Raw genomic sequence first — 21,495 nt, forward strand, 5'->3', positions numbered from 1 at the left:
TCGTCACTCGTCACTCGTTACCGCCGAGAATCGCCCATGTTGCGCAGCACCCTCAGCCCCCTCGTCCTGGCCCTCGCGCTGGCGCTTCCCGTCGCCGCCAGTGCCGCCGACACCCACAGCTGGCCCAGCTTCGGCACGCAAGGCACGCAGTTCGTGCGCGACGGCAAGCCGTATCAACTGCTCTCCGGCGCCATCCATTTCCAGCGCATCCCGCGTGACTACTGGAAAGACCGCCTGCAGAAGGCGCGCGCACTGGGCTTGAACACGGTGGAGACCTACGTGTTCTGGAACCTGGTCGAGCCGCAGCAGGGCCGGTTCGACTTCACCGGCAACAACGACGTGGCCGCCTTCGTACGCGAGGCCGCCGCGCAAGGCCTCAACGTGATCCTGCGGCCCGGCCCCTACACCTGCGCCGAGTGGGAAGCCGGCGGCTACCCCGCCTGGTTGTTCGGCAAGGACAACATCCGCGTGCGCGCCCGCGACCCGCGCTTCCTCGCCGCCAGCCAGGCCTATCTGGATGCCGTGTCCCAACAGGTGCGTCCGCTGCTCAATCACAACGGCGGGCCGATCATCGCCGTGCAGGTCGAGAACGAATACGGCTCCTACGACGACGACCATGCCTACATGGCCGACAACCGCGCCATGTACGTCAAGGCTGGCTTCGACGACGCCTTGCTGTTCACCTCCGACGGTGCCGACATGCTCGCCAACGGCACCTTGCCGGACACTCTGGCGGTGGTGAACTTCGCCCCCGGCGAGGCCAAAAGCGCGTTCGACAAACTGATCAAGTTCCGCCCTGACCAACCGCGCATGGTCGGCGAATACTGGGCCGGCTGGTTCGACCACTGGGGCAAGCCGCACGCCAGCACCGACGCAAAACAACAGACCGAAGAGCTGGAGTGGATCCTGCGCCAGGGGCATTCGGCCAACCTCTACATGTTCATCGGCGGCACCAGTTTCGGCTTCATGAATGGTGCCAACTTCCAGGGCAATCCCAGCGACCATTACGCCCCGCAGACCACCAGCTACGACTACGACGCCATCCTGGACGAAGCCGGCCGCCCCACCCCCAAGTTCGCGCTGATGCGCGACGCCATCGCCCGCGTCACCGGCGTGCAACCGCCCGCGCTGCCCAAGCCGATCGCGATCGCGGCACTGCCGGACACCCAACTGCGCGAATCCGCCTCGCTGTGGGACAACCTGCCCGCCCCGATCGCCATCGACACCCCGCAGCCGATGGAGCACTTCGGCCAGGATTACGGCTACATCCTCTACCGCACCACCGTTACCGGCCCGCGCAAGGGGCCGCTGTACCTGGGCGAGGTGCGCGATGTGGCGCGGGTGTATGTCGACCAGAAGCCGGTCGGCAGTGTCGAGCGCCGGCTGCAGCAGGTCGCCACCGATGTGGATATTCCGGCCGGCCAGCACACGCTGGATGTGCTGGTCGAAAACAGCGGCCGCATCAACTACGGCCCGCGCATGGCCGACGGCCGCGCCGGGCTGGTCGACCCGGTGCTGCTGGACAACCAGCAGCTCACCGGCTGGCAGGCCTTCCCGCTGCCGATGCGCTCGCCCGACAGCATCCGCGGCTGGACCCGCAACCCCGTCGCAGGCCCGGCCTTCCACCGCGGCACGCTGCGCATCGGCACACCGACCGACACCTATCTGGACATGCGCGCCTTCGGCAAGGGCGTGGCCTGGGCCAACGGCGTCAACCTGGGCCGCCACTGGGCCATCGGCCCGCAGCGGGCGTTGTATTTCCCGGCCCCGTTCCAGCGCAAGGGCGACAACGCCGTGGTGGTGTTCGACCTGGACAGCACCGCCAAGCCCGGCGTGCGCGGCCTGCAGCAGCAGGTGTGGATCACGCCGAAGGAGTAACCGGCACGCGGGTGGCGGGCCGCTGGCGATCGCGCACCGGTCCGGGACGGCGATCGCAAGCCGCACGCCCATGCCCACCGACGCCCAAACCAACCGCCAGGCAACCCGCCGGGCGTCCCCTGAGCGACACCCCTTCAGACCGCCGCGCGCCCGCCGCTATCTGGAAGTCCGCTGCCCGCGCAGCGTCTGCTACCAATTGCGGTATCGGACCGACCGCATTCCAGGCAAGATCACCGGCTCACGCCGTTGTGGAAGGCAGTGGCGCATTCCCGTCGTCCTATCCAGCGACGGTCAGATCGTGAGTTCCAGGAGCGTTTCATGTCGTCGTCCACCGTTACGCAAGACCCTGTCTCCGCGGTTCCGGAGCAGACCCAGCACGCCTTCGCCGAACACGTTCACAGCAAGCCCGCGCCCAGCCAGCCGATCGGCAGCACCGAAGCGGCGCACCTGATGACCTTCCTGTGCCAGACCCACTCGGCCAAACAGCCGCAGATCCTGCTGCCGCCGCAGGCGCGCGACGACGACGCGGCCTGAGTGCGACGACGCTCGCGTCAGCAATAGCAATAGCAATAGCAACATTGGCGACAGCACTGCCGCTGTCGCCAGCCGCCATTATTTGCCGGTGTTGAACGCATTGAGCACGGTGAGCAGACTGGTCAGATTGTCGGCGACACCCGCCTGCGCGACCTTCTCGACATCCGCCGCCGAGGCGGTCGTATCAAGGCTGTAGATCTGCATCACGCCCTGGTTGGTGGCGGCCTGCGACAGGGTGTTTTGCTGCTGCTGCGCCGATACCGCGTTCTGAAACAGGATGTCGGTCGAATGCGCCATGCTCTGGTAGATCGTGCTCATCGCCATTGCAGGCGCCTCGCCAATGACCTTGACGTTGGACTGCGTGACAGCATCGGTGATCTGGTCGTTGACTGATGTTGGAAAAGCCATACGTGTGCTCATGAGTGGACGGATACACGGCGCTGCGCGTTGTTGCACGCCAATCGGCCCTGACAGCCGGTCTCAGCTGTTTACCGCGTTGCGGTGCGCCGACCAAACACCAGGCACACCGCACACCGTGTCATCTCGATAGCGGCCTGCTCGCGCACGACTGAATCCTCGCAACGCCGCTTCGCGATGGACGTCGCAGGCGCAGCAAAGTTCTGCGTCATGGCGGTGGGCATGGTCAACGCGGTCAGGCCGAGTGCGGCCAGCCAGCGCAACGGGGAAAGCAGGTGTGACGACATCGCGGGTCCTCGCCGTGGGGGGCGACGACGGTCCCTGGGATGACCAGAGCACATGGTATTTAATAGATAATAAATAGGTATCTTTAAAATCCGCACAGGACTTCACCACGATGCTCCCGTCACGCCTGCTGATCTGCCTTGTTGCGAGCCTTGCCGCTTGCGCAGTTCAAGCCGAATCGCCCATGCCGACGCCCTCACCCATCGTGCTCAGCGAGTTCATTGCCGACCCGGCACCGACACCGCAGGCGCACGCCTCCACGCTGCTGGAAACCCGCGACGGCACGCTACTGGCGGCCTGGTTCGGCGGCGCGCACGAGGGAGCGGCCGATGTCGGTATCTGGCTCGCACAACGCGGCGCGCAGCACTGGCAGCCACCACGACGCATCGCCGATGGCGCGCACGCAGGCACCAATGGCACCGCGCTCCCAGCCTGGAATCCCGTGCTGTTCCAGTCCGGCACCGGCCCGGTGCAGCTGTACTACAAGCTCGGCCCGAATCCGCGCGATTGGTGGGGCCTGCGCACCACCTCCGATGACGACGGTGCGCGCTGGTCGCCGCCGCAGCGCCTGCCCAACGGCATTCTCGGCCCGATCAAGAACAAGCCGGTGCAATTGCCGAATGGACGCATCCTCGCGCCCAGCAGCAGCGAAGACCGCGGCTGGCGCGCGCATCTGGAATGGAGCGACGACGACGGCGCGCACTGGCAGCGCGGCATGCCGCTCAACGACCCGAGTGTGATCGGTGCGATCCAGCCCAGCGTCCTGCTGCACGCAGACGGGCGCGTGCAGGTGCTCGGGCGCAGCCAGCAGAACAAGTTATTCAGTACCTTCTCGCAGGATGGCGGCCTGCATTGGCAACCGATGCAGTTGCTGGACGTGGAGAACCCCAACTCCGGCACCGACGCAGTGATGCTGCACGACGGCCGCGCCCTGCTGGTCTACAACCCCGGTATCGCCGGCAAGGACTGGTGGGATGGTCGCGGCACGCTTGCGGTGGCGCTATCGACCGACGGCGTGCATTGGCAACGCGCACTCACGCTGGAAAACAGCGCAAAAGACGAGTTCTCCTATCCGGCCGTGATCCAGACCCGCGATGGCCTGGTCCATATCAGCTACACCTGGAAGCGCCAACGCATCAAGCATGTAGTGATCGATCCGGTGAGGCTAGGCGGCAATGCAGATGGCACGATGCCATAGTCACTTCTGCTTTGTCCGGAAGTAAGCCAAGCGCACGGTGTCCTTCGCTCGCGGGACACGCCGCGAAATGCGCAAGACACAAGCCTAATTCAGTCGAGCGCGCGGTGCCCTCGCCGCTCGCGGGACTCGCCGTAAACCCGTCCCTGGGGGCTCGGTGGCGGCATCCATGCCGCCACACGGTCCCGCAAGCGGCGAGGACACCGCACCAGAGAGTTGGTCGATTGCTTTGTTTGAAACCTTGCACACCGACCATCTCGACTAGTCCTTGCCCGCTCACCGTCGCGGGACCTTACGCGGCATGGATGCCGCGTAAGAGCCTACAAGGATGTACTTGCGGCGTGTCCTGCGATGGTGGGCGGGCAAGGGCCCTGCAACGAAGCAGCAGATCAGATGCTTTGCGTTCGCTTCTTCCACAGTGCCCCATCTGAGCTCAACACAAGAGCTTTGCCGCCGTTTCAACGCAGCAAAGCCTGGTGGTCGTGCGCACAAGCAACTCGCCGACTGCCGCTCCTGCTCTTGTCCACGCACACCGACCATCGAGACTGGTCCTTGCCCGCCTACCGTCGCGGGACCTTACGCGGCATGGATGCCGCGTAAGAGCCTACAAGGATGTACTCGCGGCGTGTCCTGCGATGGTGGGCGGGCAAGGACCCGGCAGCCAAGCTACAGCCACATGCCACGTCTTCGCTTCACCTGGATTGCCCAGCCACAGCGTGCAAAAAGGTCCCAGCTCACGTGCTCCACAATCGGCACACGCGCCTCACAGCTCCTGCAACAACCCCACGATCCGCCGCACACGCGCCACATCGGTACGCTGGTAGTCGCCGCCCAGATCGGAGATGTACGCATGCGGCGCATGCACCTGCGCCGCAACCGGCCCACGTGAGGAGGCATGGAACTCGCGCGCGCCGGTGTTGGCACGCAGCGCACGCACATTGCTTTCGGACACGCCAGCGCCCGGCATGATGCTGATGCGGTCGCCCGCCTGCCGCACCAATGCGGCAATGGTGTCGACACCTTCAAGCGCGCTCGCACGCGCACCGGAGGTCAGCACGCGCTCGCAACCCAGCGTGATTGCATCTTCCAGCGCGCGCGACGGATCGGCACTGACATCGATCGCACGATGAAAGGTCACGCCCAGCGAACCAGCTGCGGCGATCAACACCCGCATCGTGCCCATGTCGACCTGCCCGTGCGGATCCAGCGCGCCCAGCACCACGCCATCGCAACCCAGCCGCACGCATTGCTCCACATCGCGCCGCATCACCTCGACCTCCGCCGCGTCGAAAACGAAGTCGCCTACGCGCGAACGGATCAATACGTATAGCGGAATCTGCAATCGCTCACGCACCACTGCCAGCGTGCCGAACGACGGCGTCAGCCCGCCGCCATCCAGGCCCCCGCAGAGTTCGACCCGCATCGCACCGCCTTCCTGCGCCGCCAATGCCGACCCCACCGAATCGGCGGCCACTTCCAGCCCCAACGCACTCATGCTGCAGGCTCGGTGGTGTAGTGGCTTTCGCCGGGCACCAGCAGATCCTGCCGCTGCGCATCGCAGACCGCGTAACTGAAACCCTTCTGGATCGCGAACGCCCCCACCTCGCCGCGCTTGTTCATCGCCAGAAATCCTACCTGCAAGGTGCGGGTGAGTTCGGGCTTGCGCCGGATCAGCCGCATCACCACCTCGCGGCAGGCATCGGCCGGCGACTTGCCCTGGCGCATCATTTCCACCACCGCAAAACTGCCGACATTGCGGATCACCTCTTCGCCGACGCCGGTCGAGGTCGCACCGCCCACCTCGTTGTCCACGTACAACCCCGCGCCGATGATCGGGCTGTCGCCAACCCGGCCGTGCATCTTCCACGCCATGCCGCTGGTGGTGCACGCGCCGGACAGGTTGCCGTGCGCATCCAGCGCCAGCATGCCGATGGTGTCGTGATTGTCCTTGCCGCCCGGCAGTTTCGCATCGCGCCAGGCGCGGTTTTCGATATTGGCTTCCGGCGAATATTTCGAGGTCTTCAACCACTCTTTCCACGCCGCTTCCGAGCTGGGCGTGAGCAGCTTGGTCTGCGGGAACCCCTGCTCCAACGCGAACTGCCGCGCGCCATCGCCGACCAGCATCACATGCGGGGTTTTTTCCATCACCGCGCGCGCCACCGAAATCGCATGCACCACATCTTCCAGTGAAGCAACCGAGCCGCAATTGCCCAGGTGATCCATGATGCAGGCGTCCAGCGTCACCCGGCCGTCGCGGTCCGGATAGCCGCCCAGCCCCACGGTGGGATTGCTCGGGTCCGCTTCGGGCACGCGCACGCCGGCTTCCACCGCATCCAGTGCGATACCGCCGCTGCCAAGGATTTTCCAGGCCGCCTGATTGGCGGCAATGCCGAAATCCCAGGTGGAAATCACCCGCGCCGCGCCGCGCGGCAGCGCGGTAACGCGTCCGGCCGTGCCGGCACCGGCGGCCGCCTGCGCACGTGCGCCCCACCCGGCCAGGCCGGAAGCGATCGCACCAAGCGTGGCGCTCTTGAGGAAGTGACGACGTTGGATCATCCGGGCGAACTCCATGCAGGAAGAAGACAGGCAACCGCACTGCGCGGCCACAGCCTTCCATCATGCGGCAGCGCCGCACGCGGATAAACCGCCTTCCGCCACCCAGCAGTGCGGATTCGCGCATAACGCGCGGCAATGACCGTAAAGCCCCTCTCCCACAGCGGCGAGAAGGTACGGCTTGCGCGGCGCTGGCGCGCGTGCCTTGGAGCGCCCGCGCTGCTGGCGCGGGCCGAGGCGCGGAGCGGGGGTTGGGGTGAGGGTACGGGCGACCGACACCGCCCTGCACCGCCGTACCCTCATCCGGCGCTAAGCGCCACCTTTTCCCGATGGGCGAAGGGAAACATCGAGCCCCTCCAACGGGAGAGGGGTTGGGATGAGGATACGCAGGCAAGTGATGCCCATCGCCCAACCCTCCCCCCAGCGGGCACAGCACAGCAGCACTCAGCAGCGATCGAAAAAAATCTTCGACCCAGTTAACCCCGTTTGCCGCACTGGCCCGTTTACTCAACAGAGGCGCAGTGCACGGCGACCTCGGGCGGTCCGTTGTTCACCCATCCCTCTTCGCCACGCAAAGGATTCCCATGCCCCGTCACAGCCTTCTTGCGCTCGCCTTGCTGCTGAGCGCCTGCTCGCACGAGCCGACCGAGCCGAACAGCGACAGCTCGCCCGCCACCGTGCTGCCTGCAACCGCGCAGCCATCGCCATCCACCGCTTCGAAACCCGCGCAGATCGAGGGCAGCCTCGCAGCGCCTGTCCCCGCCCACCCCATGCAGCCGCCGTCTGTACCAAGTCCACCACCGGCACCATCGCCATCCGCGATGCCGATGCCGATGCCGATGCCGATGCCAGCAGCGTCCATCGCACTTGAGGCCTCCGTTGCACAGCGGGCGCCAAGCGCCAAGTGGGCCGCACCACGCCCAATACTCGACAACCGCATGCCGATGCCGCTGGTCCTACCGGCGCCGGCCGAAGACCGCGAAACCTATCAAACGCTGCGCGACAACCCGATCGTGCAAACCGCAGCGAATCCGGTGTCCACCTTCAGCCTCGACGTGGACACCGGCAGCTACAGCAATGTGCGGCGCTTCCTGAGCGCAGGCACGCTGCCGCCGGTGGACGCCGTGCGTGTGGAAGAGCTGATCAACTACTTCCGCTACGACGACCCCGCGCCCACCAATGGCCAACCGTTCGCCGTGCGCACCGAACTGGCGCCCACGCCCTGGAACAACGATAGCCTGCTGTTGCGCGTCGGCATTGCCGGCCGCGACATCGCCACCGCCGATCTGCCGCCGGCCAACCTGGTGTTTCTGGTCGATGTCTCCGGCTCGATGGACTCCCCCGACAAACTGCCGCTGCTGCAATCCTCGCTCAAGCTGCTGGTGCGTCAGTTGCGCGCGAAAGATCGCATCACCCTGGTGACCTATGCCGGCAACACCGCAGTCGTGCTGCCGCCCACGCCCGGCGACCAGCAGGGCCGCATCATCGAAGCCATCGACAGCCTGCAATCGGCCGGATCCACCGCCGGCGCCAGCGGCATCGAACTGGCCTACAAGGCTGCCCAGCAAGCCTATCTGCGCGGCGGCATCAACCGCATCCTGCTCGCCACCGATGGCGACTTCAATGTCGGGGTCACCGACTTCGATCAGCTCAAGGGCATGGTCGCCGAAAAGCGGCGCTCCGGCGTGGCACTGTCCACGCTCGGCTTCGGCACCGGCAATTACAACGAAACGCTGATGGAACAGCTGGCCGATACCGGCGACGGTGCCTACGCCTACATCGACTCGGCGCTGGAGGCCCGCAAGGTACTGACCCATGAGCTCGGCGCCACGCTGGCCACGATCGCGCGCGACGTCAAGATCCAGGTCGAATTCAATCCGGACACCGTCAAGGAATACCGCCTGATCGGCTATGAGAACCGCGCACTGCAACGCGAGGACTTCAACAACGACCAGGTCGATGCAGGCGAGATCGGCGCCGGCCACACCGTCACCGCGCTGTATGAAATCACCCCGACCGACGGCCACGCATCGGTGGACCCGTTGCGCTATGCCAACACCGCCACACCTCGAAAAGTGCGTGCAATCGACAGTGAACTGGCGCACGTCAAACTGCGCTACAAACGGCCCGATGCACAACGCAGCCAGTTGCTCGACACGGTGGTCCGCAGCAATCAGCGCCGGGCCTTGAACGCCACCAGCGATGCCTTCCGCTTTTCCGCCGCAGTGGCCGGGTTCGGGCAGCGCCTGCGTGGCGGCACTCAGCTGCACGGCTGGGATTATCCGCAGGTGCGTGCCCTGGCCGCGGCCAGCCTGGGCAGCGACCGCTTCGGCTACCGCGCCGATTTCCTGCAGATGGTGCAGCAGGCCGACGCACTGAGTAGCCGGCCAATCGCCACTACCGACTGATGCGCGCGGCACCTGCCTATACTGCGCGCATGCAACCTGCCGACCTTGCGCATCTTCCCGACGAGGAGCTCATGCTCCTCGTCGCCAATGGCTTTGTCGAACAGCCGGCCACCGAGTTGTTCACGCGTCACAACCGCGCCCTGTTCAACTTCCTGGCCTGGTTGTGCGAAGGCAACCTGAGCGAAGCCGAAGATCTCGCGCAGAAGACCTGGGTCAAGCTGATGACCCGCTGCAGCGACTACCGCCCCGGGCAGGCCGCCTTCACCAGTTTTCTGTTCCAGATCGCGCGCAACGGCTGGATCGACACCCGTCGCAGCGCCTCTCACAGCACCTCGGTGGCGCTGGACGACGCGCATCTGCAGCTGCCCGATGACGACCTGTCCACCGAGCAGCTGGCCATGCTCGGCCAGCAACACCATCGCGTGCGCGCCGCGGTGATGGCATTGCCCGACGCACAACGCGAAGTGGTGGTGCTGCGCTTCTTTGCCGAGCTCGGCGTCGAAGAAATCGCCCAGGTGATCGGCGAAGGTTTCGAGACCGTCAAGAGCCGGCTGCGCTATGCATTCGCAAAGTTGCGCCTGAGCCTGGACGCGACGCGATGAGCCAGTCCTTCGAACGGTTTGTCGCCGGCAGCGATGGGCTTGCCGCACTGCTGCGTGCACTGCCGGCGCATACGCCGCCGGCGTCGATGCAGGCGTGGTTCGCACAGGCCGCACGCAACGCCGATGCCGAACGCGCTGCAGTGCATCCACCGCAGGACACCTTGCAGTTCGAAGCACCCGCCACGATGGCGGCGATGTTTGCGGCGGCCGCCGCGCAGGCGGAGCAGGCGCAGGCCGCACGGCGTGCTGCCGTGCAGGCGCGTCTTGCACAGGGCCAGCCTGTCGATCAGACCGGGACGACGAACCTGAGCGAGTCCGCGCGTGCGTGGATCGCCGCGCAGCAGCTACACGCCGATACGGCAGAGCTGCGTCCGACGGCGGACGTGGCCGCAGCATCAGCTGCGTCGCTGGCTACGGCGGCACCGGCATCTGCGGAGGAAGCCGGAGCTGCATCTGGAGTCGCATCGCGCGCGCTTCCTGCGCCCGACCTTGCGTCCACATCCGCATCCACCTCCCATGCGGCGCAGGCGCAGGCGCATGCATCAGCAGCCACAGCAAGCTCAAACCCTGCCCCTGCCGGCAACCCAGCCGCCCGCCGGCGCAGCAGCCGTCGCCCGCGCTGGATGCCGACGCTCGCCTTCGCTGCATCGATCACTCTGGTGGTTGGCCTCGGATTGCGGTGGCAGGCCAGTCAGCCCACCGCGGAGGCGCCGGCAGCAGCTGCAGTCGGGATGGCAGTCGTCGAACCGTCGACAGTTCACCCAACCAGGCGCGCGCCTGAGCAGGTCGATCCCGGCGCAGGCCATGCGTTGGTTTTGCCCTCAGTGCCGGCACCAGCCGATGCCGAAGTCCCCGAAACCGCAGCGCGCCCGAGCGCGGCATCCCCCTCCCCGCCGCCAGCGCCGTCAGCCCTGCCATCGCCCGCCTTGGCGCCGGAGCCAGTCATTGCACCGGCGCCTGCCGCAGCTGCGCCGTCATTCGACTCCGCACTCGCCGCCGAACCCACGCCAGGCACTGACCTGCAATCTGCCGACGCGCAGCCACCCGCGGCGCCTGCACCAGCTCCAGCCCCCATCGCCGCACTCCCCGAGGATGCGTCGGTGACTGGCTCGCTCGCAGCCAGTGCCCGGCGCGGTGCATCTGCAGCACCTGCCCCCATCCCGCCCTCGCCCGCACCGGCATCGCTGACGGCCCCGATGCCGGTGACCGAGCAGGCGCCGATCGTCATCAGCGCAACAGACGGCACGCTGCAATCACGCGCGCCTGTTGCAGGCCAGCCCGCACCGCTGCGCGTGCTCCACGCACCCTTGCCGCAGACAGACGCCACCCGCGCAACACCGCCAGCCAGCCAACCAGCCATCAGCACCACGGCGGTCGACGCCGGGATGTCTCGAGCGAAATCCGCTCCGGCGCGCCGCATCGCGCCGATAACGCGCGCCATGTCGCCGGCCGACTGGCTTGCGCGCCACGTCGCCGCTGACGATCACGCGCCGGCTCGGATCCGCATCCTGGCCGCCACACCCGATGCACCCGAGGTGCAGGACTGGGCCACCCGACTGCGCGCGCGCCTCCGGCAACGCGGCTGGTCATCAACACAGGTGGAGGTCTTGCAGGATGCAGGGCTTGAAGCCGACCAACTGCGTGTCGAGCCGCTGACTGTCACGCCCTAGGCCACCGCACCGCGCGCATAGCTGCACTCGCCTGCGCAACCGGGCTCACGCACCCGCTGCCGGATCGTCGTCGCGCAATCTGCTGGTCAATACATGGTCGCGCCAGACGCCGTTCAATTGCAGATAACGACGCGCATAGCCTTCGATCTGGAAGCCCAGCCGCTGCAGCACATGCGCACTGCGCAGGTTGTCGGGGACGTATTGCGCCATCACCCGATGCAGGCCAAGCGGGCCGAACGCAAACCCGATGCCCTGCGTGGCCGCCCACTGGATCAAACCGCGCCCCTGCTGCTGCGCATCCAGGCCATACCCGAGATGACAGCCCTGGAAGGCACCGCGCTGGATCTGGGTGAAGCCGACCGTGCCGATCACCTGCGCATCGCGCAGCAACACCAGTTGCAATTCGCGCTCGCCCGGCACCGCGGTGCGGTAGGCGATGCTCAGCCGGCGCCAGCCCTCGGTGGTGTAGAACGCCGGTGGCCGCAGCGGCATCGCCGCGGCCAGATGCGCGCGATTACGGCTGTGGTAATCGGCCATCGCGGCCGGATCGACGATGGCCAGATCGCACAGCAGCACACCGTCGGCGTGCTCGACCGGCGCGAAGACGGGAAGACTCATGCCAGCCGCGGGCGCGACTTGCGCGCGGCGTGCGTGTTGTGTGGACCAGGCTGACACATACAGATCACGCCCCCGCAAACGGTTGCCCAACGGCAGCAAGACATCCCAGCCACCTGCGGTGTCGGCATGCACTGCACGCAGCAAGGCGGCGCTCGTCCGGTCAGCGCAGCCCCCGGTCCGACACTCATCCCGGCACTGCCCGCAACCGGGCAGCGTCGTCGCCCAGCAATGGCGCTCTAGGCGGCAACCGCCGCAAGCGCCTGCGCAACCTGTGCTTCGATCGCATCCAGATTCGGTAGCAACGCGCTCTGCTCGCCCAGCAGCACGCGCATGTGCACGCCGTCGGGCAGCGCATCTTCGGAGGCGTCGGCCAGCAGGCCGTCGCGCGGCACCGAGATCAGCTGCGGGAACGAGGCAGTGAGCAAGGCGAAATACGGCAGCGCCGGATTGCCGCCCAGCGCCTTGAGCACGATCACCTTGTTGTTGACCGCCGTGGGTTCGTCGCCCATGCCGCTCAGGCGCGCGAACGACAGCAGCGGCACCTTCCAGCCGTACCAGTCGATGCGCCCGACCACCCAGCGCGGCATCTCGGCCATCGGCTCGACCGCCACCCGCGACATCACCTCGGCCACCGTGGCGTTCGGCAGCAGCACGCGCTCCTGGCCGGCCTGGATCAGGACGCCGCGGATTTCGTCATTGTTGGCGTAGCTCATCGCACCTGTTCCGTTCTTGAGAGGAAGCGCCCGGCTTATGCCGGCCAGCGCTGCGCCAACGCCTGCGCCAGCTGCGCAGGGTCGCCGGTCAGAATGCCCTGGCGCGCCAGACGCGCCGCCGCGGCCGGGTCGTAGCAGCCGTCGGCGGATTGACCCGCAAGCCAGCCGCCATGCTGGGCCAGCGCCAGCGCGGCCTCGACCAGCGCCTCGTTGGCACCGCTGAGCATCAGCACCGCGCTGTCGGTCGGCGGCAACGCGGCCACCAGCCCGGCCGGATCGGCCTGCGCGACAAACGCCAGCGCGCCGGCATGTTGCTGCACGCCGATGTCGTCGGACAGCACGTAGACCTTGCCCGCCGCAATCACCTGGCCGGCTTCGCCCAGTTCGACCGGCAATGCCGACACGCGTCCCATCTGCCGCACCAGGTTGCCGTACTGGCCGCCATCCAGGGTCATGCGCACCAGCACGGCGCGCGGAAACGCCGGCGGCAGCGCGGACAGCAGGCGACGGATCGCATCCGGGCCACCGATACCGGCCAGTACCAGCACCGCACCGGTGGTGTCACCGGCCTGATCCAGCTCCACCAGCGACAGTCCGCCGGTCGACAACGCGTCCATGTTCAATTCGGCACGCGGGCGCACCACCACCGCGACCTCGTCGACCAAGCCCCAGGTACTGGAATCGCCCAGCGTCAGGCCCGGCTTGTCGGCCGCGGCCTCGGACGTGTCCACGCCCTGTGCAAACAAGGCATCGCCGGGCACGCTGTCGAATGCGTGCGCGGCTGCCTGCAGATGCTGGTCCAGTTGCAAGTCCGAATGCTGCCGCGGTGCCAGTTCCAGGCCCGGTTCGGGATGCAGCGACGGCTCGCTCTCGGTGCCTGGCGGCAATACGTCGGCATGGCCATGCAGCTTGGCGGCCAGATGGCGCACCCAGCGCTGCGCTTCCCAGCCCTCGCGGCGCACGGTCAACTCGGCTTCGTCGAAGATCACCGTGACGCCGGGCATGTTGAAGGCCGGCTCCAGCGCTTCGAGCGCGTCTTCGATCGACGGCTCCAGCGCGACCAGCACCGCCACCGGCTCGGCATCGCGCAGCATCTGCACGTCCACCGCGGAGGGCTCGTCTTCCAGCACCACGTGGGCACCGGCCAGGCCGAGCGCTTCACGCAGGCGCTCGCGCGCCTGCCCGGGCCGGCCTAGCAGGGCGACCGGAGTTCCCATTGCGCCATTATTCTCGGACACGGGCGATCCCCAGCAGGTCATACACGTTTCGCATCAGATCCAACTCTTGGTAAGGCTTGCCCAGGTAACGCTGCACGCCGATCTCGAAGGCGCGCTGGCGATGTTTCTCGCCGCTGCGCGAGGTGATCATCACGATCGGCACCGCCTTAAAGCGCGGGTCGGCACGCATCGCGGTCGCCAGCTCGTAGCCGTCCATGCGCGGCATTTCGATGTCCAGCAGCATCAGGTCGGGCACGCGCTCCTGCAGCAGTTCCAGTGCCTCGACACCATCGCGTGCGGTGGTGACATCGAGGTTGTGGCGTTCCAGCACGCGGCTGGTGACCTTGCGCATGGTCAGCGAATCGTCCACCACCATCACCAACGGCACCTGGCGCTGCGATTCGGCCGGGGTTTCCGGCGCCGGACGCGCCGGCTGGCTGAGATAGCGGCGCACCAGCGGGGCCACGTCCAGGATCACCACCACGCGGCCATCGCCGGTGATGGTGGCGCCGTAGATGCCCGGCACCGAGGCGATCTGCAGGCCCACCGGCTTGACCACGATTTCGCGGTTGCCCAGCACCTGATCGATCGCCACCGCCGCGCGCAGGTCGCCCGCACGCACCAGCAGCAACGGCACCTGCGCCTGACCATCGGCACGCGCGGCGGCCTGGCCGACCAGCGAACCGAGATCGTGCAGCACATACTCTTCGCCGGCGTAGTGGTAGCCACCCTCGCCCGACTCGTAACGGCTGCGCGAGATGCGGCCGATACCACTGACCGACGCCACCGGCACCGCGAAGGTGGTATCGCCGATGCGCACGAACACCGCCTGGGTGACCGCCAGCGTCTGCGGCAGGCGCAGGGTGAAGGTGACGCCCTGGCCGCGCACCGAGTGGATGTCCACCGAGCCGCCCAGCTGACGCACTTCATTGCGGACCACGTCCATGCCCACACCACGGCCGGCCAGCTGGCTGACCTGCTCGGAGGTGCTGAAACCGGAGGCGAAGATCAGCCCGTCCAGTTCGGCCTCGCTGAGCTCCTGGCCGGGTTCGATCAGGCCGCGCTGCTCGCCGCGGCGACGGATCGCCTCGCGGTCCAGCCCGGCGCCGTCGTCGGCCACTTCCAGCACGATTTCCGAGCCTTCGCGGCGCAGACGGATCGCGATGCTGCCCTCTTCCGGCTTGCCCGCGTCGCGCCGTTGCTCCGGCGCTTCCAGACCATGTGCCACCGAGTTGCGCAGCATGTGTTCCAGCGGCGCGACCATGCGATCGAGCACATTGCGATCGAGTTCGCCCTGGGTGCCTTCCAGCAGCAGATGCACCTGCTTGCCGGTATCGCTGGCAGCCTGGCGGACCACACGGCGCAGACGCGGCACCAGGCCGTCGAACGGCACCATGCGCGCACGCATCAGGCCGTCCTGCAGCTCGGAGCTGACGCGCGACTGCTGTTGCAGCAGACCGTCGTACTGACGCGAGAGATCTTCCAGCACCCCTTGCAGACCGCCCAAGTCGGCGGCCGATTCGTTCAGCGCGCGGCTGAGCTGCTGCAGGGTGGAGAAGCGGTCCAGTTCCAGCGGATCGAAGGTGCGATCGCCCTGATCCTGCTCGCGCTGATAACGCGCCACGATCTGCGCTTCGGTTTCCAGATCCAGACGACGCAACTGGTCACGCAGACGGGCGTTGGTGCGATCCAGTTCGCCCATGGCGCCGCGGAAGGCGCCCATCTGCTGTTCCAGGCGCGAGCGGTAGATCGCTACTTCGCCGGCGTGGTTGACCAGGCGGTCGAGCAGGTCGGCACGCACGCGCACCTGTTCCTGCTGCGCGCGCGGCAGCAGTTCTTCTTCGACCTGGCCGTCGACCGGGATGGGCGCCGACAGCGGTGCCGGTTCCACCGACGCCTTGGCGATCGCACGCACATCGGCGTCGCTGGGCTCTGCGGCATTGCGGCCACGGGTGCGGGTTTCGAAGGCTTCCACCAGGTCGGTCGGCATCGCCACGGCGCGGTGCATGCCGGTGCGGGTCAACAGCTGATGCAGACGGTCGAAGCCGCGCTCGAACAGGCGCACGTCGTCGCGGTCGATGTCGGTCCGGTTGGCCGCCACCGCTTCGAGCAACGATTCGATCGCATGGCCGAGGTCGCCGATGGCGTTGATGCCGGCCATGCGCGCGCCGCCCTTGAGCGTGTGCAGGTCGCGCTGCAGTCCGTTGAGGACCTCGCGGTCTTCCGGCACCTCGCGCATGCGGGCGATCAGACCATCGCAATGGTCGAGCAGATCGCGGCCTTCCTCGACAAAGATGTCGACCAGTTCGCCATCGAGCTGGTCGAAGTTGAGCGGGCCGGTATCGAAGGCTGCGCCCACGTCGTTGGCGGCGCTATCGCCCGCCGCAGCGTCTTCCACCGGCGCGCTGAAGGCCACGGCGGCGGCGTCTTCGTGTTCGCTTGCGGAGTCGGTAGATTCGACTTGCTCTGTGTGTCCGACCTGTTCGGCGTGATCGGGATACTCGATTTGTTCGGCGTGTTCGGCGTGTTCGACTTGCTCGGGATGCTCGACAGCATCCGTTGCGTTGGCAGCCTCGAACGTCGCGTCTGCGTCTGGATGCTGCGCGTTGACCTCGGCATCGGCATGGGTGTCCGCCTCGGCGTCAACAGCGACGTCCGAATGCAGCTCCGGCGCAATTTCCGACTGCGGATCGCCGGTCTCTTCGACCTGATCGGCCACCTGCGCCATCTCGAAGGCCTGCACCGACTCGATGGTGTGTTCGGGTAGCGCTTCCGCAGCCGGCTGTACGTCCGCAGCGCGCTCTGCGTCTGCGGCCTGTTCTGTCTCTGCAGACTGTTCTGTCTCTGCAGCCTGCTCTGCTTCAGCGTGCTCTGCTTCGGCCTGCTCTGCTTCTGGAGTCTGCTCTGCTTCTGCAGCGCGCTCGGCTTCCGCAACGTGCTCGACTTCGTCGGCATGCGCGTGCGCGCCCAGATGTTCCTGGTCGCCCGACTCGACATGCGATTCCGATTGCGCAGCCTCGTCCGCATGCGCAGGTTCCTGCAGGTGCTCCTGCTCGCCCGACAGCGCACGCTGTTCGGAAGACGGATGCTGGTCCAACTGCGCGGTGTCTTGCACCTGCAACTGGTCGCCAAGCTGCGCGTCGGCATCCTGCGGCAGCCCGGCATCGCCCTGCTGCGCTGCCTCGTCGGCGGGCGGCTGCGCGTGCGCACCGATAGCCTCGTCGTGCGGGGTGGACACGTGGTCGTCCTGCTCGGTCGACTCACCGTCCAGCGCCGCGCTGTCCGGCGTCCAGTCTTCGCTGGTCGCCGCATGCGTGTGGTCGGCCAGCGGGGCCTGCGCATGCACTGCTTCCAATGCCTCGATGGTCTCGACAGGCGCTTCGTCCGTGGACGCCGCGTCATCGCTCAACACCGCCTCGGCATCCTGCGCGCTTGCGTCGCCCTCGAGCTGCTCGTGCTCGGCAGGGTGCTCGCCCGGTGACTGCTGCTCGGCGTCTGCACGCTCGGCCGCAATCTCCCCGGCTTCGGGTGCGGAGAGCGTCTGCGCATCGCCCAACGCGGCTTCCGCGTCGGACAACTCGTCCACTGCCACGTGCTCGCCAGCTTGCGGCACGTCGCCTGCTTGCGCATGCGACGCCGCATCGACATGGCCGGCCTGCTGCAATCCGGTCGCATCCCAGGCATCGGCGTCGACCACCGGCTCATCGGCCGGCGTGTCGTGCCCATCGACGCCAGGCGACTCGGCCTCGGCTTCGTGCTGGTGCTGGTGCTGGTGCTGGGCAGCATCGCCATGCGACGCCTCGGCGAGCTGCTCCGCTCCCGCATCGGAGGCGATTGCATCCCCGGCCGGGGCCTGCGCAGCCTCGACCGAATCAGCAACCTGCTCCTGCTCCAGCGCAGCAACGTCAGCCGTCTGCGTCTGTTCGTGCGGTGCCGGTGCGTCCAGCGCAAGCGACGAGGTGTCTTCGGCTTCGGACTCGGCCAGCTCGTCCACCGCGATCAGTGTATTGGCACCGGCGTGCGCATCGGCATCCGCTGCGTCATCGACGACATGCACGGGCGCGCTGTGATCGCTCGTATCCGACGGCAGCGCGCTGGCGTCCAGATATTGCGACAGATCCTGCGCGCCGGTCAGCTCGACCGCCGACTCGCTGCTGACCGCCATCTCGCCCGGCGCATCCAGATCTTCCAGTTCGTCCAGGAACGCCTGCGGTGGCCACTGCGCTTCCGGCAGCGTCTCCACCAGCGCGCGCAGGCGTTCGCTCAACGGCGCAAACGACGGAATCAACGGCGCATCGGCGCGCAAGGCGGTCACGGTGGTCGCGATTGCCGACGCCGTTGCGGCAATCGCGTCGATGCCCTCCTGCGAGGGGAGCAGCGACGCGGCAAGCAGACGCTTGACGTAGCTCTCGGCTGGCGTGGTCACCAGCGTGATTTCCGGCACGTCGGTCATCGCAAACGCGCCACTCATGGTGTGCACCGCGCGCAGCAATTCTTCGCTCGCCAGCTGCGGCTCGGCCTGGTTGGCCTGTAGCCACGCGTTGACGGTTTCCAGGTGGGTGGCGACTTCGGCTTCCAGGATCTCGCGCAGCACGCTGTCCACCGAGGCCGGTGTGCCACCGGTCGCCGCGAACACGCCTGCCGCTGCCGGAATGAAGGCAACATCCGCAGCCACCGGCGTCGCCGGCGCGGCCACGTAATAGACTTCTTCGCCCGCGGCCACACGCTCGGCAACCGCCTGGATGTCCGGGAGATCGGCGCTGATGCGGCCCTGGTCGCGCAATGCGGCGTTGAACTGCGGCAGCACCTCGTAGGCCAGTTCGACCATTGCCACCACCGCCGGGCTGGCCGGCCGCGAGTTGTCGAGCACGCGGTTGAGCATGCTCTCGATCTTCCAGCTGAACTCGCCGAGCACCTGCGCACCGACCAGGCGACCGCTGCCCTTCAAGGTGTGGAAGACGCGGCGGATCGGGCGCAGGTTGTCCTGGCTGTGTGGCGCGGCACGCCAGACCGGCAGCAGCTGGCCCAGATTGACCAGCTCTTCGTCGAATTCTTCCAGGAACACGTCGCGGATATCGTCGTCGATATCGCTGTCGCCAAAGCCGCCGAAGATGCCGGCATCGGCACTGGCCTGGGCCGCCTCACTCACTGCCGGCTCGGGCGCTGCCTTCGCAGTCTGACTGTCGGCATCGGTGGTCTGCTGTACCTGCGGATGCTGCACATCGAACTGCGCGGCGGCCGCGTCGAGCTGGGCCAAAAACGCCGTCGATGCGGCGTCCAGTTCGAACTCACTGACCACGGCCTGCTGCACGCGCGGTGCGCTCTGCTCGGCGGCGGCGTCGGCCGGGGCTGGCTGCGGTTCGGGCGCGGATTCGACGAACGGGTCGTCCAGCTCTTGCGGCGCCATGGGCGGCAGCGGCGGCGGCGAGAACGCATCCTCGATGCTGGTCTGCGCGCGGCCGGTCTGGGCCTGCGCGATGAAGTCCAGCGGTGCCTCGGTCTGGTCGGCATCGCCGGGCAACTCGATCTGCTCGATCTGCAGCGGCGTCGGTTCGGCAACCGCCGGCGTGGCGCTGTCGTCCTGCTCCAGCCCACTCAGATCCACGGTGTAGCTGACCTGCGCGGCATCGGCCGACACGCTGCCGTCCTGCTCGGCCAACACCGGGTCGAACACCGAGGTGGCGATCGGTGCGGCGTGTTCGGTGGTTTCCAGCTGCCAGTCGCCGGGCGCCTGCGCGCCATCGTCGGACAGGTCCAGCGGCGCAACCGTAAACGGCACGTGCGCCTGGCCGGAGACGGTTTCTTCGGCGGCGACCGGGTCGAACGAGAACACCGTATCGGTGGCGGCAGCGCCGGTGTCGTGCACCACGCTGGCGGCAAACGGCGCCTCGACCACGGTTTCGTTGGCCCATTCCAGCGACGGCGTCGGCGCAGCGTCATTGGCCGCCAGCGCCGGGGCAGCGGCCTGCTGAGCGAGCGATGCGGCAAGCGGCTCGGCCACGCTGCCCGGCTGGTCGGCACCGACCGGCAGGTCGGAGGGCTGGCCCGAGGGCAGCGGCCAGTAGCGCAGCGTTTCCAGGCTGTTGCGGGTGATGTCCAGGATCTCCTCGCGGCCGGGACGGCGCTCGCGCAGGGCTTCCAGGTAGTACTCCAGGCTGGCCATCGCATCGGCCAGCGTGTCCAGCTGGCGCCCGCTGGGCACGCGCTGCTTGCCGATCAGTTCCAGATCGACATAGCGGCGCACGCCTTCCAGATAATCGGCGGCCTGCGGCAGCTCGAGGATGCGCAGCGCACCGCCGACTTCGCCGAGCAGATGCGGCACGTCGGTCAGGCGGGCGTGGTCCCAGTTGGTCTCGATGAAGGCGACGAAATGCTCGCGCGCCGCACCGAAATTGGCGATCGCTTCCTGTGCCAGCACGTCCACCGTGCGCCGCACTTCCGACGACGTGGCGCTGTTGCTGGCTTCATTGCCGTCGCCGACATCGGCACCCAGGCTGGCGACCTGGTCATCCAGCGAGGCATCGACATACAGCAGCGCGCCGGCGATATCCAGCAGCACGCCTTCGTCCATCTGCACCTGGCCGTCGACCACGCGCGCCAGCGCATCGCGCTGCTGCACGACCACATTGCGCGCCACGCCCAGGCCCATCATGCCGAGGGTGTCGGCAACGCTGCCGAGATCCTTGACCTGGGTCTGCAGTTCGGCGATCTCGCCGCCGGTCCGCAGGTGCAGGTCCAGCGCGTCCTTGACGCGCAGCAATTCTTCCTTGACCGCGTTGCCGACGGTGTCGAGCAACTCGCGATTGCGCCCGCTCAGGCTGCCACGGGCGTGATCCAGTTCGGCCTCGGTGGCGACGCCGGCCTGCGGATCGAACGCGAACAGCACGCTTTCGCTCAGACCGGGTTGACCACGCGTGGCACGGATTTCGTTGAGCAGCGGCAGCAGCACGATCGGGATGTCGCGGTGACCGTTTTGCAGGCGCTCCAGGTAGTCGGGCAGCAGCACGGTGCCGCGCATCAGCATGGCGCAGGCTTCGTCGCGGTCGGCCACCTCGCCGACCTGCACCGCCTGGGCCAGCAGCTCAAGTTCTTCGGCCACCATCGCCGGGGCGTACAGCTCCACCATGCGCAAGGTGCCCTGCACCTGGTGCAGATAGCCGGCGCAGAAGCGCATCCGACTGGTGTCGGACGGTTCTTCGGCAAAGTACTCGATCTCGTTGCGCGCCTGGCGCAACGTCTCGTCCAGCTCCGGCTTGACCCAGCCCAGCGCGGCGTGACTCATCGCATCGCGAAGCGCACTCATTGCAGCCCCCTGCCTACGGCCGAGGTACCGCCGAGGCGGCCACCGGTCTGTTCCTGCATCGACGTAACGCTACTACGCGCCATCTGCTGATCCTTTCCCGTT

At 67.4% G+C, this 21,495-nt stretch carries 14 protein-coding genes; 6 read left to right on the top strand and 8 right to left on the bottom strand.

Annotated features, from left to right (window positions below; all coding sequences use genetic code 11):
- Positions 1–36 precede the first annotated feature (36 nt).
- Together AC1PLA_RS15345 and AC1PLA_RS15350 are read left to right on the top strand one after the other, a co-directional pair.
- The gene (locus tag AC1PLA_RS15345) at positions 37–1,878 is read left to right on the top strand and encodes a glycoside hydrolase family 35 protein (RefSeq protein ID WP_167705734.1); all 1,842 of its coding nucleotides are present in this window, start codon (positions 37–39) and stop codon (positions 1,876–1,878) included.
- Between the two features lie 318 nt (positions 1,879–2,196).
- A complete protein-coding gene (locus AC1PLA_RS15350; RefSeq protein WP_016904393.1) occupies positions 2,197–2,412 on the top strand; it encodes a hypothetical protein in 216 nt (71 codons plus the stop codon).
- Between the two features lie 78 nt (positions 2,413–2,490).
- On the opposite strand, the gene AC1PLA_RS15355 is transcribed toward AC1PLA_RS15350, so the two are convergent.
- Positions 2,491–2,820, bottom strand: a complete 330-nt coding sequence (locus AC1PLA_RS15355; protein ID WP_104559838.1) for a RebB family R body protein — start codon at positions 2,818–2,820, stop codon at positions 2,491–2,493.
- A 406-nt stretch (positions 2,821–3,226) separates the two neighbouring features.
- Here AC1PLA_RS15355 and AC1PLA_RS15360 point away from each other — a divergent pair, with 406 nt between their 5' ends.
- Complete coding sequence (locus AC1PLA_RS15360) at positions 3,227–4,312, top strand: sialidase family protein (RefSeq protein WP_104559840.1); 1,086 nt, start codon at positions 3,227–3,229, stop codon at positions 4,310–4,312.
- 760 nt (positions 4,313–5,072) lie between these two features.
- On the opposite strand, the gene AC1PLA_RS15365 is transcribed toward AC1PLA_RS15360, so the two are convergent.
- The 3 genes from AC1PLA_RS15365 to AC1PLA_RS15375 all read right to left on the bottom strand — a co-directional run bounded on the left by AC1PLA_RS15365 (position 5,073) and on the right by AC1PLA_RS15375 (position 7,724).
- A complete protein-coding gene (locus AC1PLA_RS15365) occupies positions 5,073–5,804 on the bottom strand; it encodes a copper homeostasis protein CutC (protein WP_481104870.1) in 732 nt (243 codons plus the stop codon).
- On the bottom strand, positions 5,801–6,865 hold the full coding sequence (locus AC1PLA_RS15370) for a glycosylasparaginase (RefSeq protein WP_024940206.1): 1,065 nt from the start codon (positions 6,863–6,865) through the stop codon (positions 5,801–5,803). The genes AC1PLA_RS15365 and AC1PLA_RS15370 overlap by 4 nt, the downstream gene beginning before the upstream one ends.
- Before the next feature lie 589 nt (positions 6,866–7,454).
- Positions 7,455–7,724, bottom strand: coding sequence for a hypothetical protein (locus AC1PLA_RS15375; RefSeq protein ID WP_481104871.1), 270 nt, complete (start codon positions 7,722–7,724; stop codon positions 7,455–7,457).
- A gap of 76 nt (positions 7,725–7,800) precedes the next feature.
- On the opposite strand from AC1PLA_RS15375, the gene AC1PLA_RS15380 reads away from it, so the two are divergent.
- Genes AC1PLA_RS15380 through AC1PLA_RS15390 form a run of 3 tightly spaced genes read left to right on the top strand, consistent with a single transcriptional unit; the run spans position 7,801 to position 11,542 of the window.
- Positions 7,801–9,270, top strand: a complete 1,470-nt coding sequence (locus tag AC1PLA_RS15380) for a vWA domain-containing protein (RefSeq protein ID WP_481104872.1) — start codon at positions 7,801–7,803, stop codon at positions 9,268–9,270.
- A 29-nt stretch (positions 9,271–9,299) separates the two neighbouring features.
- Positions 9,300–9,872 (top strand): sigma-70 family RNA polymerase sigma factor, encoded by a 573-nt coding sequence (locus AC1PLA_RS15385; RefSeq protein WP_024940204.1) that lies wholly within the window; start codon positions 9,300–9,302, stop codon positions 9,870–9,872.
- Positions 9,869–11,542, top strand: a complete 1,674-nt coding sequence (locus tag AC1PLA_RS15390) for a hypothetical protein (protein WP_481104873.1) — start codon at positions 9,869–9,871, stop codon at positions 11,540–11,542. Before AC1PLA_RS15385 ends, AC1PLA_RS15390 begins: the two co-directional genes overlap by 4 nt.
- Positions 11,543–11,587: 45 nt before the next feature.
- Here AC1PLA_RS15390 and AC1PLA_RS15395 read toward each other — a convergent pair whose 3' ends face one another.
- The 4 genes from AC1PLA_RS15395 to AC1PLA_RS15410 form a co-directional block, all read right to left on the bottom strand.
- Positions 11,588–12,160: a GNAT family N-acetyltransferase gene (locus AC1PLA_RS15395; protein WP_104569657.1), complete on the bottom strand. Its 573-nt coding sequence runs from the start codon at positions 12,158–12,160 to the stop codon at positions 11,588–11,590.
- A gap of 236 nt (positions 12,161–12,396) precedes the next feature.
- Positions 12,397–12,873, bottom strand: coding sequence for a chemotaxis protein CheW (locus tag AC1PLA_RS15400; protein WP_039526024.1), 477 nt, complete (start codon positions 12,871–12,873; stop codon positions 12,397–12,399).
- 35 nt (positions 12,874–12,908) lie between these two features.
- Positions 12,909–14,090, bottom strand: coding sequence for a chemotaxis protein CheB (locus tag AC1PLA_RS15405; RefSeq protein ID WP_481106211.1), 1,182 nt, complete (start codon positions 14,088–14,090; stop codon positions 12,909–12,911).
- A 7-nt stretch (positions 14,091–14,097) separates the two neighbouring features.
- On the bottom strand, positions 14,098–21,393 hold the full coding sequence (locus tag AC1PLA_RS15410; RefSeq protein ID WP_481104874.1) for a hybrid sensor histidine kinase/response regulator: 7,296 nt from the start codon (positions 21,391–21,393) through the stop codon (positions 14,098–14,100).
- Between the last annotated feature and the right edge of the window lie 102 nt (positions 21,394–21,495).

This window comes from Xanthomonas sp. NCPPB 1826 (assembly GCF_056725285.1).

What these genes read in the sequence shown, in the direction of transcription:
- AC1PLA_RS15385 (WP_024940204.1), top strand. Translation starts at nt 9,300, where the DNA reads ATGCAACCTGCCGACCTTGCGCATCTTCCCGACGAGGAGCTCATGCTC.
- AC1PLA_RS15370 (WP_024940206.1), bottom strand. Translation starts at nt 6,865, where the DNA reads ATGATCCAACGTCGTCACTTCCTCAAGAGCGCCACGCTTGGTGCGATC.
- AC1PLA_RS15350 (WP_016904393.1), top strand. Translation starts at nt 2,197, where the DNA reads ATGTCGTCGTCCACCGTTACGCAAGACCCTGTCTCCGCGGTTCCGGAG.
- AC1PLA_RS15410 (WP_481104874.1), bottom strand. Translation starts at nt 21,393, where the DNA reads ATGAGTGCGCTTCGCGATGCGATGAGTCACGCCGCGCTGGGCTGGGTC.
- AC1PLA_RS15400 (WP_039526024.1), bottom strand. Translation starts at nt 12,873, where the DNA reads ATGAGCTACGCCAACAATGACGAAATCCGCGGCGTCCTGATCCAGGCC.
- AC1PLA_RS15360 (WP_104559840.1), top strand. Translation starts at nt 3,227, where the DNA reads ATGCTCCCGTCACGCCTGCTGATCTGCCTTGTTGCGAGCCTTGCCGCT.
- AC1PLA_RS15355 (WP_104559838.1), bottom strand. Translation starts at nt 2,820, where the DNA reads ATGGCTTTTCCAACATCAGTCAACGACCAGATCACCGATGCTGTCACG.
- AC1PLA_RS15380 (WP_481104872.1), top strand. Translation starts at nt 7,801, where the DNA reads ATGCCGATGCCGCTGGTCCTACCGGCGCCGGCCGAAGACCGCGAAACC.
- AC1PLA_RS15395 (WP_104569657.1), bottom strand. Translation starts at nt 12,160, where the DNA reads ATGAGTCTTCCCGTCTTCGCGCCGGTCGAGCACGCCGACGGTGTGCTG.
- AC1PLA_RS15365 (WP_481104870.1), bottom strand. Translation starts at nt 5,804, where the DNA reads ATGAGTGCGTTGGGGCTGGAAGTGGCCGCCGATTCGGTGGGGTCGGCA.
- AC1PLA_RS15345 (WP_167705734.1), top strand. Translation starts at nt 37, where the DNA reads ATGTTGCGCAGCACCCTCAGCCCCCTCGTCCTGGCCCTCGCGCTGGCG.
- AC1PLA_RS15405 (WP_481106211.1), bottom strand. Translation starts at nt 14,090, where the DNA reads ATGGGAACTCCGGTCGCCCTGCTAGGCCGGCCCGGGCAGGCGCGCGAG.
- AC1PLA_RS15390 (WP_481104873.1), top strand. Translation starts at nt 9,869, where the DNA reads ATGAGCCAGTCCTTCGAACGGTTTGTCGCCGGCAGCGATGGGCTTGCC.
- AC1PLA_RS15375 (WP_481104871.1), bottom strand. Translation starts at nt 7,724, where the DNA reads ATGGACGCTGCTGGCATCGGCATCGGCATCGGCATCGGCATCGCGGAT.